The organism is Lysinibacillus sp. A1 (assembly GCF_000801965.1).
GTDB lineage: Bacteria > Bacillota > Bacilli > Bacillales_A > Planococcaceae > Lysinibacillus > Lysinibacillus fusiformis.
In genome coordinates this window covers 256,663-272,170 of the sequence record NZ_JSZM01000012.1, presented here as the reverse complement: position 1 = coordinate 272,170, position 15,508 = coordinate 256,663, and the positions used below count along the sequence as shown (strand labels likewise).

General features: G+C 38.3%; 14 protein-coding genes. 4 read left to right on the top strand and 10 right to left on the bottom strand.

Translation table 11 applies throughout. The features are described 5' to 3' along the window. Positions 1 to 120: 120 nt before the first annotated feature. From PI85_RS10790 to PI85_RS10780, 3 genes are all read left to right on the top strand, one after another. On the top strand, positions 121 to 1,140 hold the full coding sequence (locus tag PI85_RS10790; RefSeq protein WP_036123675.1) for a tripartite tricarboxylate transporter substrate binding protein: 1,020 nt from the start codon (positions 121 to 123) through the stop codon (positions 1,138 to 1,140). 93 nt (positions 1,141 to 1,233) lie between these two features. Continuing rightward, positions 1,234 to 1,710, top strand: coding sequence for a tripartite tricarboxylate transporter TctB family protein (locus tag PI85_RS10785; protein WP_036123673.1), 477 nt, complete (start codon positions 1,234 to 1,236; stop codon positions 1,708 to 1,710). A gap of 17 nt (positions 1,711 to 1,727) precedes the next feature. After that, a complete protein-coding gene (locus PI85_RS10780) occupies positions 1,728 to 3,254 on the top strand; it encodes a tripartite tricarboxylate transporter permease (protein WP_036123671.1) in 1,527 nt (508 codons plus the stop codon). A 50-nt stretch (positions 3,255 to 3,304) separates the two neighbouring features. On the opposite strand, the gene PI85_RS10775 is transcribed toward PI85_RS10780, so the two are convergent. From PI85_RS10775 to pdhA, 5 genes are all read right to left on the bottom strand, one after another. Then, positions 3,305 to 4,087 carry an SDR family NAD(P)-dependent oxidoreductase gene (locus PI85_RS10775; RefSeq protein WP_036123669.1) on the bottom strand — a complete coding sequence of 261 codons (783 nt, stop codon included), beginning with the start codon at positions 4,085 to 4,087 and terminating at the stop codon, positions 3,305 to 3,307. Positions 4,088 to 4,209: 122 nt separating this feature from the next. Beyond that, positions 4,210 to 5,625: a dihydrolipoyl dehydrogenase gene (gene lpdA, locus PI85_RS10770; protein WP_036123668.1), complete on the bottom strand. Its 1,416-nt coding sequence runs from the start codon at positions 5,623 to 5,625 to the stop codon at positions 4,210 to 4,212. A 4-nt stretch (positions 5,626 to 5,629) separates the two neighbouring features. Then, positions 5,630 to 6,967 carry a dihydrolipoamide acetyltransferase family protein gene (locus tag PI85_RS10765; RefSeq protein ID WP_036123666.1) on the bottom strand — a complete coding sequence of 446 codons (1,338 nt, stop codon included), beginning with the start codon at positions 6,965 to 6,967 and terminating at the stop codon, positions 5,630 to 5,632. A 47-nt stretch (positions 6,968 to 7,014) separates the two neighbouring features. Further along, the gene (locus PI85_RS10760) at positions 7,015 to 7,992 is read right to left on the bottom strand and encodes an alpha-ketoacid dehydrogenase subunit beta (protein ID WP_008174017.1); all 978 of its coding nucleotides are present in this window, start codon (positions 7,990 to 7,992) and stop codon (positions 7,015 to 7,017) included. A 3-nt stretch (positions 7,993 to 7,995) separates the two neighbouring features. Continuing rightward, positions 7,996 to 9,111 (bottom strand): pyruvate dehydrogenase (acetyl-transferring) E1 component subunit alpha, encoded by a 1,116-nt coding sequence (gene pdhA, locus PI85_RS10755; protein ID WP_036123664.1) that lies wholly within the window; start codon positions 9,109 to 9,111, stop codon positions 7,996 to 7,998. A 394-nt stretch (positions 9,112 to 9,505) separates the two neighbouring features. Between pdhA and def the strand changes: the two genes are divergently transcribed. Then, positions 9,506 to 10,063 carry a peptide deformylase gene (gene def, locus PI85_RS10750; protein WP_036123661.1) on the top strand — a complete coding sequence of 186 codons (558 nt, stop codon included), beginning with the start codon at positions 9,506 to 9,508 and terminating at the stop codon, positions 10,061 to 10,063. 65 nt (positions 10,064 to 10,128) lie between these two features. Here def and phnX read toward each other — a convergent pair whose 3' ends face one another. Genes phnX through PI85_RS10725 form a run of 5 tightly spaced genes read right to left on the bottom strand, consistent with a single transcriptional unit; the run spans position 10,129 to position 15,395 of the window. Beyond that, a complete protein-coding gene (phnX, locus tag PI85_RS10745; protein ID WP_080709371.1) occupies positions 10,129 to 10,932 on the bottom strand; it encodes a phosphonoacetaldehyde hydrolase in 804 nt (267 codons plus the stop codon). Continuing rightward, positions 10,922 to 12,022, bottom strand: coding sequence for a 2-aminoethylphosphonate--pyruvate transaminase (phnW, locus tag PI85_RS10740; RefSeq protein WP_036123657.1), 1,101 nt, complete (start codon positions 12,020 to 12,022; stop codon positions 10,922 to 10,924). Before phnW ends, phnX begins: the two co-directional genes overlap by 11 nt. A gap of 13 nt (positions 12,023 to 12,035) precedes the next feature. Continuing rightward, a complete protein-coding gene (locus tag PI85_RS10735) occupies positions 12,036 to 13,022 on the bottom strand; it encodes an extracellular solute-binding protein (protein ID WP_036123656.1) in 987 nt (328 codons plus the stop codon). After that, positions 13,019 to 14,650 (bottom strand): ABC transporter permease subunit, encoded by a 1,632-nt coding sequence (locus PI85_RS10730; protein WP_036123654.1) that lies wholly within the window; start codon positions 14,648 to 14,650, stop codon positions 13,019 to 13,021. Before PI85_RS10730 ends, PI85_RS10735 begins: the two co-directional genes overlap by 4 nt. Further along, positions 14,643 to 15,395 (bottom strand): ABC transporter ATP-binding protein, encoded by a 753-nt coding sequence (locus tag PI85_RS10725; RefSeq protein ID WP_036123652.1) that lies wholly within the window; start codon positions 15,393 to 15,395, stop codon positions 14,643 to 14,645. Before PI85_RS10725 ends, PI85_RS10730 begins: the two co-directional genes overlap by 8 nt. Between the last annotated feature and the right edge of the window lie 113 nt (positions 15,396 to 15,508).

The window sequence follows — 15,508 nt, the reverse complement described above, 5'->3', positions numbered from 1 at the left end:
ATGAACAAAATGACGTTAATCCACAATATCACCACAATATTTTAACAATTCTGATATAAGTTATAGTTATGATAGCGCTCGATTGATAGCGCTATCATTTTATTTTTAAGGGGGATTTTTATGTGGAGGAAGATTTCAAAAGTTATGATAGCTGGCTTACTATTTACTAGTTTAGTTGGTTGTTCTTCATCAAATGGAGAAACAGCTGATGGAAAGCAAGCAAGTAATTATCCGAAAAGTAATATCACCATTGTTGCTCCTTCAGGTGCGGGCGGTGGTTGGGATTTAACAGCTCGTGCAATAGCAAAAACAATGAATGATACAGGTTTAATTAATAAATCGATTCAAGTTGAAAACAAGCCTGGTGGTGGTGGCGCTGCCTTTATGGCAACATTTGCTACAAAGGAAGCAAGCAATAATTATATGTTAATGGTTAAATCACCGCCAATTCTTATTAATCATGAAAAAGCTGAAGGAAATAGTAAATTTGGCTACAAGGATACTACGCCTTTAGCACAATTAACGCGTGACTATGGTGCAATCGTTGTTAAAATGGATTCGCCATTCCAAACGCTTGAAGATGTATTAATGGCCCTAAAAGATTCCCCAAAAGATGTTACGTTAGCAGGTGGCTCTGCACCGGGCTCTATGGATCATCTAGTAGGGATTATCCCCGCCTATAAAGCCGGTATAGACTTAAAAACAATTAAATACGTTTCTTACGATGGTGGTGGTGAAGCTGTAACCGCATTACTAGGCGGCAACGCTGATGTCATTGCAACAGATGCTTCCACAATCGCTACTTATGTTAAATCAGGAGATGTCCGCGTATTAGCCGTAAGTTCCTCTGAACGATTAGAAGGTGAGTTAGCAGAAGTTCCTACATTTAAAGAGGCTGGTATTGATGAAGAATTTACTATATGGCGTGGTATTTTTGGCCCAAAAAATATGAGTGAAGATGCGGTTACTTACTGGTCCGAAAAATTACAAGCAATGTCTGAATCAGAAGAATGGCAAGCTGAGGTGACACGTAATGGCTGGCAAGCTGAATACCGCAATGCAGAGGAATTTACAACATATCTAGACAATCAAAATAAAATCATCGTAGAACTACTGACAGCTCTTGGTATGCAAAAATAAAGAATTGACTGTGTTGAAAAAGAGCACAAGTATTTCCTTCCTATAAGATCTACTTGTGCAACCTACATTTATTATCAACGGAGGTGTAAACGATTGAATTACACATTTGATAAAACATTTAGCATTATCCTATTAGCTGTTAGCATTTTATTTATCTTTCAAGCAACGCAAATTTCTGATAGTGCTTATGGATCTACAGTCGGCCCTAAAATATTTCCACTAGGTTTAGGTATTATTTTAGGTTTATTAAGTCTTCAATTATTTTATGAATCATGGAAAAATGCTGTAAGGGAGCGAATCACAGGAGGACCCACTGCACCTTCTAAAACCTCCTCTACTGAGCTCAAAAAATTTTTAATCATTTTTGGTAGTGCGATTGCCTATGTATTCTTCTTAGAAAAAATAGGCTATGTGATCACAACGTTTTTATTTTTATGTATTAGCTTCCAAACGATGGAACGAGCAAAGCTTATTTATTCAATTATTATTGCCGCTGGATTTTCACTTGGTGTCTATTATTTATTTACAAGTTTACTAGGCGGTTCATTGCCTAGCTTCCCAACTTTTTAATGTAAAGGAGTGAACATATGTCGACATTGCAATTTTTAGCGGATGGATTTGCTATTGCTTTTCAATGGCAAAATCTATTATTCGCTCTTGTCGGTGTCATAATTGGAACAGCGGTTGGTGTCCTTCCTGGCATAGGTCCAATGAGCGGCGTTGCTTTATTAATCCCAGTAACAGCAACCATTACAGCGGGATTACCTACGGAGGCAGCCGCTACAAGCTCAATTATCTTACTTGCAGGCGTTTATTACGGAGCCATGTATGGCGGTTCAACAACTTCGATTCTATTAAATACACCTGGTGAATCCTCATCAGTTGTTACAACATTGGATGGCTACCAAATGGCTAAGCAAGGCCGTGCTGGAAGTGCCCTTTCCATTGCAGCCATTGGTTCATTTTGTGCTGGTGTTATAGCATTACTTGGACTAATACTATTAGCGAATCCATTATCAAAATTAGCACTTAAATTTGGACCAGCAGAATACTTTTCATTAATGCTACTAGGGCTTGCTGCAGTAAGTGGACTTGCAGGCCGTTCAATTACAAAAGCTTTAATTATGACAGTCTTAGGGCTGATGCTCGGGACAGTTGGTATCGATGCCGTATCTGGTATCGAACGCTTTACATTTGGTCAGCCTATGCTATTCTCGGGTATTGAATTTTTAACAATTGCTGTTGGTTTATTCGCGTTAGGGGAAGTATTTAAAACGATACTCGAAAGAGATGAAGAAGATGGTCAATTAGCAAAGATTAATCGTGTATTACCAACAAAGCAGGATTTAAAGGAAAGCGCTATTCCTATTGCTCGCGGTTCACTACTAGGATTTTTTATTGGCGTATTACCTGGTGCAGGCGCAACACTTGCCTCATTCTTTTCTTATATTACCGAAAAGAAATTCAGTAAAACACCTGAGAAATTTGGAAAAGGTCATATTGCAGGTGTTGCAGGACCTGAATCAGCGAACAATGCTGCATCAGGCGGTGCAATGATTCCCTTGCTAACATTAGGCATTCCCGGTTCAGGTACAACGGCTATTTTAATGGGTGCACTTATTATGTATAATATTCAGCCAGGTCCATTATTATTTGATGAGCATCCTCAAGTTGCTTGGGGATTAATTGCCAGTATGTTTATAGGAAATTTAATGTTATTAGCATTAAACATGCCTCTCGTTCGTATTTTTGCAAAAATCATAGAAACACCGAAAAAATATTTATTGCCCATTATTGTCGCAATTTCAATTTTTGGTGTGTATGCCGTACAATTCGCCACTTTTGATTTATTTTTATTATTAGCATGTGGTGTGCTCGGCTATCTGTTTGCCAAGAATGACTATCCAGTGGCCCCTTTAGTACTTGCACTTGTGCTAGGGCCAATGATTGAAAATAATATGCGCCGTGCATTAACTATATCCAATGGTGACTTTTCTATTTTTGTAGCAAAGCCATTATCATTACTATTTTTAGTAGCTGCTATTTCGTGGTTACTTATACCGCTGCTCATGAAAATGCGTGGTAAAAATGTTCTGATTAATGAAGAAGGATAATCATAAAATCCACTACACATTCTATCAATGGAAGTATAGTGGATTTTTCTCTATAATGCGTGACCAGAGCCACCATCAATATTCAATGAAGTCCCCGTAACATAACTTGCTGCATCAGATACTAAAAATGTAATAACGTTGGCCGCTTCTTGCGTATCACCTACACGACCAAGTGGAATAGCTTGCCCTACTTTACGAGAATAGTCTTCCCACGATAAACTTGGATCTTCCTTTTTCCATTTCTTTTCGATTTGATCACTTCGAATAAGCCCAATACATACGGAATTTACGCGGATATTATCCTTTCCTAAATCCTTGCTCATCGCTTTAGTCAAAGCAAGTCCCGCAGCACGGCTGACAGTCGTAGGAAGCGAGCTAGCAGGAGGCGTCTTAGCCATCACCGCAGTCACATTCACGATTGCACCCCCACCAGCCTTACGCATATATGGTGCTGCATATTTTGAGCAATGTATAGCGCCAAATACCTTTAAATCTAAATCTGCTTGCCACAGCTCACTACTCACCGATTCAAAAGGATTTGCTGATGCTGTCCCAGCATTATTAATGAGAATATCAACGTGTCCAAAATGTTCGACCGTACGCTCAATTAGATTCTTACAATCTTTTTCCTTAGTAATATCTGTTGGAACAATTAAAACATCTACACCTGTTTCGTTTTTAATACACCCAGCGGCCACCTGTAGCTGTTTTTCTCCACGTGCACAAAGTACAACCTGTGCGCCCTCTTTAACAAGTTGCATGGCCGTATAATAGCCAATGCCTTTACTCGATCCTGTTATAATTGCTACTTTCCCCTTTAAGCCTAGTTCCATTATGATCACCCCAAATATTTTCGAATATTCGTAACAATATATTTACTTTAACAAAATTATAGATAATATACAAAAAACGGCTACAAAGCATTTCGCTTTATAGCCGTTTAAACGGTTTTACATTATTTTTTTGCTACAATATGAATTGGGTTGCCAAGTAATACTTCAGCAGCTTCCATTGTAATTTCCCCTAATGTAGGGTGAGCATGAATTGTTAATGCGATGTCTTCAGCTGTCATTCCGCCTTCAATTGCTAAGCCCATTTCAGCGATCATATCAGATGCACCAGCACCTACAATTTGAGCACCGATTAGTAAGCCATCTTCTTTACGAGCAACAAGCTTCACGAAACCTTCTGATTGGTTTAATGCAAGAGCACGACCATTTGCTGCGAATGGGAATTTCGCTGCAGTGTACTCGATACCTTCTGCTTTTGCTTGTTCTTCGTTGTAACCAACTGTCGCCATTTCTGGATCTGTGAAACATACAGCAGGTACAGCAAGATAATCAACAACTGATTTTTCACCAGCAATTGCTTCAGCAGCAACTTTACCCTCGTAAGAAGCTTTATGTGCAAGCTGAGGACCAGCTACGATATCACCGATTGCATAGATATTTGAAATATTTGTACGACATTGTTTATCAACATTGATTAGACCGCGTTCACCGAATTCAACACCGATTTCAGCAAGGCCCATTTCATCAGTATTTGGACGACGACCCACAGTAACTAATACATAATCAGCTTCAACTTTTTTCTCTTCTCCGCCAACTTCATAAGTTACTACTACGCCGTTTTCTGTTTCTTCAACGCCTTTTGCAGATGCGTTTACTTCGATTTCAACGCCTTTCTTTTTAAGGCCTTTTTTCACGATTTGAGTCATTTGTTTTTCGAAGCCAGCTAAAATATCTTTTCCGCCTTCAATAATTGTTACTTGTGAGCCAAGGTTTGCATAAGCAGATCCTAACTCTGTACCAATGTAACCTCCACCAATTACTACTAATTTACCAGGTACTTCTTGTAAAGAAAGTGCACCAGTAGAATTTAGTACGCGCTCAGTGAATTTGAATGTAGGAATTTCAACTGGACGAGAACCTGTTGCAATAATGACATTGTTAAATGTGTAAGTTTGAGCAGATTCACCATTGATGATACGCACTGAATGAGCGTCAACGAAATAAGCTTCACCTTGTACAATTTCAACTTTGTTCCCTTTAAGTAAGCCTTCAACACCGCCAGTTAATTTTTTAACAACGCTGTCTTTAAATGCTTGTGCTTTTGAGAAGTCTAATTTCACATCAGAAGCGATGATTCCCATGTCATCTGAATGTTTAGCTTGCTCAAAACGGTGACCTACTGAAATTAATGCTTTTGATGGAATACAACCTACGTTTAAGCACACACCACCAAGTACATTTTTTTCAACGATTGTTACTTTTTGGCCAGTTTGAGCTGCACGAATTGCTGCTACATATCCTCCAGGACCTGAACCAATGACAAGAGTATCTGTTTCGATTGGGAAATCTCCTACTACCATTTTGTTACGCCTCCATTAATAATAATTCTGGCTCACTTAACAAACGCTTCAAGTGATTTAAAGCATTTTGCGCAGTGGCTCCATCGATCATACGATGATCAAAGCTCAATGATAATGCTAACACAGGTGCGGCTACAATTTCACCATTTTTTATTACAGGTTTTTCTGAAATTCGACCAATACCTAGAATTGCTACTTCAGGATGGTTAATTACTGGAGTAAACCATTGACCTCCTGCAGAACCAATATTCGTAATAGACATAGATGCACCTTTCATTTCATGTGGCGCAAGTTTACTTTCACGGGCTTTAGTCGCTAACTCATTGATTTCATTTGACACTGCAAATACAGACTTGCGATCTGCATGCTTGATAACTGGGACAAGTAAACCTTTTTCAGTATCCGCTGCAATACCAATATTGTAGTAATGCTTTTGGATAATTTCTTGTGTTGCATCATCTAATGAGCGATTAAATTCTGGGAATTCGCGTAATGTTGAGATAAGTGCTTTCACTACATAAGGTAAGTATGTTAATTTAACACCTTTTTCAGCTGCGATATCTTTGAATTTTTTACGATGCGCTACAAGAGCTGTTACATCGACTTCATCCATTAGTGTAACATGAGGAGCCGTTTGTTTCGAGTGTACCATTGCTTTCGCAATCGCTTTTCGAATACCAGACATTTTCTCACGAGTTTCTGGGAATTCCCCTTCAAGAACAACTGGTGCTGCTGATGTAGTAGTTTCTTGTTGAACCGCTTCTTCAACTGTCACTCCAGTTGCTGATTCAGTGTCAACAGTTCCTCCACCATTTAAGAAGTTTGTAATATCTTCTTTCAAAATACGACCATTTTTGCCTGAACCTTTTACTTCACGGATGTTTACGTCGTTATCGCGTGCAAATTTGCGGACAGAAGGCATCGCAATCACACGTTTTGTTTCATCAACAACTGTTTCAGCTTTTTCAGGTGCTTGCTCGGGCGCTTTCTCCTCTTTTACAGGAGCTTTTTCTACGCTCTGACCAGATTCAGCAGTTGCTTGAACTTGTGCTTCAGTTTTCTCTTCAGCGTGACTATCACCTTTTAGCTTTAAGTCTTCATAGCCAGGTGCATCCAATCGGATTAAAACATCGCCTACAACGGCAACTGTTCCTTCTCCTACTAAAACTTCCTCTACTGTTCCTTCAACTGGTGAAGGAATTTCTACTACTGCTTTATCATTTTGTACTTCACAAAGAATATCGTCTTCTTTTACTGTATCTCCAGCCTTGACGAACCATTTCACGATTTCGCCTTCGTGAATTCCCTCGCCAATATCCGGTAATCTGAATTCAAATGCCATGTGTACCCATCCTTTCTATTTACTGATGTTCAAGTTTAGAAGCTTCATTAGAATGTTAAAACTTTTTTCGCTGTTTCCATTACATCTTTGTAGTTTGGTAACCAAACACCTTCAGCTTGTGGGAATGGGTACACAGTATCTGGTGCAGCCACACGAAGTACAGGTGCTTCTAAGCTTAAAATTGCGCGCTCAGTAATTTCTGCTACTACATTTGCCGCGATACCTGCTTGTTTTTGTGCTTCTTGTACAACGATTGCACGACCTGTTTTTTCTACAGACGCAATAATTGTTTCGATATCAATTGGTTGAATTGTACGTAAATCAATTACTTCAACAGAGTGGCCTTCTTTTTCAAGTTCTTCTGCAGCCTTTAAGCTTTCATGAACCATTAAACCGTAAGCAACAATTGTTAAATCTTTACCTTCACGTTTTACATCTGCTTTTCCTAGTGGAATTTCGTATGCTTCTTCTGGTACTTCTTCACGGAACGAACGGTAAAGTTTTAAATGTTCTAAGAAAATAACTGGGTTGTCGTTGCGAATAGATGAAATTAGTAAACCTTTTGCATCGTAAGGTGTTGATGGTACAACTACCGTTAAACCTGGTTGTGCAGTCATTAGGCTTTCTAAGCTATCTGAGTGCATCTCAGGAGTATGCACTCCACCACCGAATGGTGAACGGATTGTTACTGGTGCATTGTATACACCGCCACTACGGTAGCTCATACGTGCTAATTGACCACTGATTGAATCCATTACTTCATAAACGAAGCCGAAGAATTGAATTTCAGGAACTGGACGGAATCCTTGTAGAGAAAGACCGATTGCTAAGCCACCAATACCTGATTCTGCTAACGGCGTATCAAAAACGCGGTCAACTCCGAATTCTTTTTGTAGGCCTTCTGTCGCGCGGAATACCCCACCGTTGACACCTACATCTTCCCCGAATACAAGAACGTTTTCATCATTCTTTAATTCTGTGCGAAGTGCATCTGTAATTGCTTGAATCATCGTCATTTGTGCCATAGGTTATTTCGACTCCTTCTCTTTATAGATTTCATACTGTTCTTTTAAATTAGATGGCATTTCGCCTTTATACATGTTTTCCATCAGCTCTGTTACTTTTTGTTTTGGAGCAGCATCAGCTTTTTTGATGGCTTCTTTAATTTCTTCTTTAGCACGCTCAATGACTGCTTCTTCTTTCTTCTCATCCCATAAGCCTTTTGCTTCTAGGTATTTACGGAAGCGAACAAGTGGGTCTTTTTGAGCCCATTCAGTATCTGTATCAGAAGTACGGTAACGCGTTGGGTCATCCCCAGCCATTGTATGTGGGCCATAACGGTAACACATTGTTTCAATTAACGTTGGACCTTCACCATTAACAGCTCGCTCACGTGCATCACGAGTTGCTACGTAAACTGCAAGCGCATCCATTCCATCTACTAAAATACTTGGTAAACCTGCTGCTACACCTTTTTGAGCGATTGTTTTTGCAGCAGTTTGTAGTTCACGCGGTGTAGAAATTGCATATTGGTTATTTTGTACAATGAAGATCGCTGGAGATTTAAATGCACCGGCAAAGTTAATACCTTCATAGAAGTCCCCTTGTGATGAACCACCATCACCTGTATAGGTTACTGCAACAGCTTTTTTCCCACGCTTTTGAATACCTAGTGCAACACCTGCTGCTTGGATATATTGAGCACCGATAATAATTTGTGGTGCTAGAACATTTACACCCTCAGGTACTTGATTCCCCATAAAATGTCCACGAGAGAATAAAAACGCTTTATCTAAAGGTAAGCCATGCCACACGATTTGTGGAACATCACGATACCCTGGTAAAATCCAATCCTCTTGTTCTAATGCAAAGTGTGAAGCAAGCTGAGAAGCTTCCTGACCTGCCGTTGGTGCATAGAAACCTAAACGGCCTTGACGGTTCAGTGAGATTGAACGTTGGTCTAAAATACGTGTATAAACCATACGTGTCATTAGTTCAACTAATTCTTCATCCGATAATTTAGGATCTGCCTCATTATTTATAATTTCGCCTTCTTCATTCAAAATTTGAAACATTTCAAACTTATCTTCGATTTCAGTTAGCGTTTGTTTAGCATCAAAAATATTATTGTTTTTCTTGCTCATTTGTCACATCTCCCTTTCAGCTGTATTAAAATAAATCACCTTTTTGACTAGTACAACTTATTCTTGACACTCAGTATACTGAATAAAATACTGTCGGTCAATCATATATTACGGCTATAAACAAAGATTTTTTCTAAAATAACATTTAATTATCTCTGTCCTATACTGTATTACCAATATCAAAAATCTGTATTAGAACACCATATTTACGCCTTGTAATTCTTAAGTTTTCCAACAGGTTTTCCAATAGTAGAATACCCCATTCTAGAAAATCTAATAGCATTCGAAAAATTTTTTGAGTATATTCAAATAAGGTCTTTTTTCATGTGATTGTTTTTAGACGTGATGTATACTTATAAATAGAGCACTACAAAGATGAAAGGAAGATTACTATATGATTCTAATGGATGATATTATCCGCGAAGGTCATCCGACTTTACGCACCAAAGCAGAGGAAGTTAAATTCCCTTTATCTGATGAAACAAGACAACTTGCTGAAGATATGCTTCAGTACTTAATTAACAGCCAAGATCCTGAAATGGCAGAAAAATATAATTTACGCAGCGGCATCGGCTTAGCTGCCAATCAAGTAAATAGTCTACAGCGTATGTTTGCACTTCATTTGCAAGATGATGCTGGTGAACAATTAAGCTTCGTAGCAATAAACCCCAAAATTGTCAGCCATTCAGTTGAAAACACATACCTTTCTGCTGGAGAAGGTTGTCTTTCCGTTGATCGTAATGTTCCTGGATACGTCCCACGTCATGCACGCATTACAGTAAAATTTAAAACTATAGATGGGGAAGAAAAGAAAATGCGCCTTAAAGGCTTGTCTGCCATCGCGTTTCAGCATGAATTAGATCATTTGAACGGTGTCATGTTTTATGACCGTATTAATGAAAAAAATCCATTTGCTGATATCCCGGAGTCCATCCCATATGAGCGTGACTAAAAGCGCATCAACAAAACAAACCTCAGCATTTACGCAGAGGTTTGTTTTTTCTATGTTCTCAATTTTTATTCGTTCATTTCATTTGCAAGCTCTTCATTTATCTTATTAATTAATATAGGTAGGTCTTTCATCGTTTCAATGGTATAGTGTGCACCAGTCTTCTCAAAAATACGTTTTGTTTTTTCAATGGCTTGTTGTTGTTCTTCAGCCGTTAAAGCTAAGAACTCTTCTTCAGCTAGTCCCATTTCTGAACTTCCAATAATAACACCAACAGCCCATACACCAGCATTCAAGGCTTCTTTTATATCTGAGGTTGTATCGCCAACCTTTACAACTTGTTTGGTTGATTTCGATCCTAATGCCTCCATATTTCTAAAAATCATATACGGATATGGCCGCCCCTTATCACTCACCTGTGTCGGAGTCACTAAAAAATCTGGTTGATAGCCCTTCATAGCAGCATGTTTTGTTACGACTTCCATCATAGAATCAGTGTAGCCTGTGGTAGAACCAAATCGAATACCGGCTTCTCTTAAGTGCTGTACGGTCGCTATCACATGTTGAATAGGATCTGTGTAGGTCGCCAAAGACTCCATTAACTTCGATTCAAATTGATTGTATAGAACATGTACATCTTCCTCTGAAAAATGCTGATGATGAACTCGTTTCCATTCTTCATTAATCCTTGGCATTTCAAGCATCGTACGAATATGATCAATCTTCAGCATGCCCATTGGTTTACGAGCTTCTTCAAGGGTTACTGTTACACCAGCATCTTCAAAAATCGTTAAAAAGACATTTACTGGGGCAAAGCAACCAAAATCAACTGCTGTACCTGCCCAATCCAAAATTACTGTTTCAATTCTCATTATTTTTCACCACCATATAATTTTCAATGACTTCACATAAGGCCTGCATATTTTCTTCATATATATCACCAATATTACCAATTCGGAATGTATCTACATCTGTCAGCTTACCAGGATAGATGACAAATCCTGCCTTTTTCATCTCCTGATAAAAATGTTCAAAAGAAAACTCTTTATGTGGGAACAAATAAGTTGTAATAATTGGTGATTGTAGCTCTTCAGAAATAAAGGCATCGAACCCTAGTACTGATAAACGAGAACGCAGTAATTGATTATTATCTGCATAACGTTGGTAACGTGCGTTAACTCCTCCTTCTTCCACTAGCTCTTCTAACGCCTTTGCAAAGGCCGCTACTACATGTGTCGGCGAAGTAAAGCGCCACTTTCCATCCTTTTTCATTACTTCCCATTGACTATATAAATCAAGTGCTACACTGCGTGCTTGTCCTTTGCATTTTTCTAACGCCTTTGTCTTAGCAATGACGAACCCAAAGCCAGGAACACCTTGAATGCATTTATTTGCACTACTAATACAAAAATCAATATGTGAGTTGGATAAATCCATTGGTACCCCACCAAAGCTACTCATAGCATCTACGATAAATGTTTTGTTGAAAGAGTAGACAACTTCTCCAATTTCTTCAATTGGATTTAAAATACCAGTAGTCGTTTCACAGTGTACAACCGCCACATGTGTGATACTTGCATCTTTTTCAAGTAAAGCTTGAACTTCTAATGATGATGGCTGTTCATCATAAGGGACACTATAGACGACATGCGCCAACCTCAACACTTGAGCCATTTCTGCAATTCTTTCACCATAAGCGCCATTCGTTATAATTAGCAATTTATCATCTTCACCAACAGCTGTTGTCAGCACCGACTCTACAACAAAACTGCCACTGCCTTGCATTAGTACTGCTGTATAATCAGACTCATCGACTTGCGCTAAATTTAGGAGTTGCTTCCGAATCACTTGTGTCACATTTTTATAGTCATCATCCCATGTACAGCGATCTTTTAACATTTCCTGTTTGACTGTCTTAGTAGTTGTTAATGGTCCTGGTGTTAATAATTTATAGTTGCTCATTTTCTATAGCTCCTTATTTTTGCGCTTCTTTAAAGAAAGCTTGGTGTTTTTCTAATAAATCTACTGTCAATGTTGTATCCCACTTTTTTAGATGCGCCGGGACATGCTCTGCCTGTACCTGCTCTCCTTCATAAAGTGCTACTGGATATTGCTCTAAAAAACCATTTCGAGCCTCTGTTGCAATTACCTTTGCCATTTCTTTGGCTAATGTTTCATCTCCCTCTTTATCTACAACAGCTACAGATTCCGTTAGCGTAAAGTTCCCCTCTGTTGGGTCAATATATTCTATTGGTAACCCTTCTTCCTTGGCATCAATAGCTTGAATACGTAAACCAAATCCAGCTGCTACTTCACCTGTTTTCACTTTTTTTATTGGTCCTGACCCAGAGCTTTCAATATGAGGTCCAGCATTGTTAATTAAATCTGCCAAAACCCTTTGCCCCTCTTGCTCACCATATTCTTTAATAATGGCTTGGACTAATAGCCAACCGGTTGAGGAGTCCATTATATTCGGGAATGAGACTAAATCCTTGAAGGCGGGGTCTGTCAAAGCTTTTATCGTTTTTGGGACTGGCAAGCCCTTTTGTTGCAAAACATCCGTATTTATAAAAATGGATCCTACATTTCCTAAAATCGGCAATGCATATGTAACACCGCTATCAAGAGGTTTTAAATCCGAAGAAATATCCGCAAACATGGATTTCGAAGTTTGTGCGCTTTCTATAAAATAAGAAGCCATCGTTACGATATCCGCTTCAATATCTGTACCTTCAGCCATCATTTTTCCACCCAATTCCGAAGTACCGAACGATTGAATTAAATATTTTCCTTTATAGCCTTTTTCATCTAATGTCGATTCCATTACTTCAATTGCCTCATCATCTGCATTAGAATAAATAATTACTTCATCCTTCGAACCTGCTTCTACCCCTCCACATGCAGTTAAAACTATCGCTGCTGCACTAACTGTCCCTAACATCATCACCGTTGATTTTTTCATTTTGAAATCTCCTCCACTTTTTCTTTATGTGCTGTTATATAATCACAACCTAATTTCACAATAAGGTTTGTACATAAAATGAATATTGATAGTACGAAAATATCGGTATATTTTGCGAAATGCTGAAGCTCTTTTATTCTTGTCGATACAAGCATAGTTTTTGTGCTAACAAGGAAAATAACACCACTGACCGTGACCATTGCATTTAAAAAATAGTAGCTAAACATTTGAAAAATGGTCGGTCTAATATTCGGCAAGATGACACGTATGACTGTTTTTAACCAAGAATCCTTTAATAGCTCCGCCGTCACTTCCCAGGTTGGGTCCATCTTTTGCAAAGAATTTTTAGCCATTAAATAAGGAGTTGTAAAGAAATGCACAATATTACAAGCGATAATGATGAGAAATGTACCCTTTAATGAACTTCCATTAAAGAAAAACAAATACGATAGACCAAGCACCATTCCCGGAACTGTGTTAGTGATCATTGAGGCAAGATCTAAGCTTTTTCTTCCTTTCAATGGCGTCCTCGCATTAAGAAGGGCAGACATAAATGTGATGCTTACACCTAAAACAGCTGTTAAAACCGCTACTATAAGTGAATTCACATAAACCTTTGTTAAATCTTTCTCCGCTATTACATTTTGAACATGTTCAAATGTAAAGCTGAAATCATAGGGATAACCCTTCGTAAATGGAACGATAAACATAGTTGAAAAAATGATAAATACGACTGCAACAGAGGCAAATGAATAGAGCGTAAACAGCGTGTCACGAAGACGATGTTTAACAAGTTCACTTCTACCCGCCTGTTTATAATGAAAATTATAGCGTTCTAATATCGTTAGCATGACGACGCCCAGTATAGCTGGGACAAGCATTAACACTGAAATAACTGCCCCACGCTCAAAATGCACGATAGAACCTAGCATAGCTTGATAAAGTTCAGTGGCAATCACCCTATAATTGCCGCCTACTGATGCAGGAATTCCGAAATCTGTAAAACTTAAAATAAATGTTAAAATAAACGCACCACCAATCGTCCCAAGCATCGGACGGAATACCGTATGATAAAAACGACGGAGTGGACGATCATGCATTAACATAGACACTAGCAAAAATCGTTTATCGATATATTGCATAGAGTTTTGCATGAGAATAAAAGCGACTGGCAATGTGTATAAGATGTAGCCTATCACCAGTCCGTTATATCCATAAATCGTGAAAAGTGGTTGCCCTGCTAATCTTGTTAGGATTCCTTGATTACCAAATGTATAAATCAACACGAAGCCATAGGTGATAGTTGGCAATAGCATAGGCAACGTAATACCTATCTGTACTAGCTTTTTTGTATGGCGATGCATCGTTGTAAAATGAACAGCGTAGGCCAAGAAAAAAGCTAAGATAGTCGTAATGACCGATGCCACAAAAGAAACTTTAAAGCTATTGAAGAAAGCATCACGAATTTCTATATTTTTTAAAGCATCTATATAATGTTGAATAGAAATCTCATTTCCTACTTTCAAAGACTGCCAAAACATATAAATCAATGGCACAACTAAAAAGAATAGGAGAAATAATAGAATTGGTAGAAAGATTAATTTCATCATTTTATTCGTTTTAAGCATATGTTTCTCCAAACAATTGATAGATGTTGTGGCGCTTAATATGAAGCTGTCTTAAAATAAAGTCCTCAATAAATGAATTTTTCGGTGCCTCTACGATTTCATGTGGTGTACCGAATTGAGCAACCGTTCCTTCATTTATGATTAAAACTTTATCCGATAAGGTTAGCGCTTCTTCTGGATCATGTGTCACAATAATCGTCGTCAAATTAAATTCACGAGCAATTGATTTAATACGTTCCTTGATAGATTCCTTAATGACTCCATCAAGTGCACTTAACGGCTCATCTAGCAAAAGTATTTTGGGTTGCATAACAAGCGTTCTAGCAATAGATACACGTTGCTTTTGGCCGCCTGATAATTCGTGAATCCTTTTATGCAGATGAGGAGTCAGTTCTAAAAAATCGATATATTCCTGTACCTCTTCTTTGGACATTTGACTATTTTTATTTTTCAATCCATATACAATGTTGTCGTAGGCATTTAAATGAGGGAATAACGCAAAATCCTGAAAAACAATATTGAATCCTCTTTCTTGCATGGATTGCTTCGATATATCTTGCCCATTGTAGATCAGCTGACCACCCGTTTGCTCTGCAAGCCCTAAGATGATATTAAGTAAAGTAGTTTTACCGCAACCACTCGGCCCTAATAAAGATATAATTTCACCCGATTGGATGGTTACATTGATATCTACTAAAACTTGCTTATTTTTATAGCTTTTTGAGATATTTTTTAGTTCTAACAAATTGGTCACCTCTCTCAGTTCTTACTTTTAGTATAGTGACCATTTGTAAAGGAAAATGCGCTTTTGTGTAAATGTTGAGTAAATTCCGACCAATTGTTGACAAAGTTGTGCAT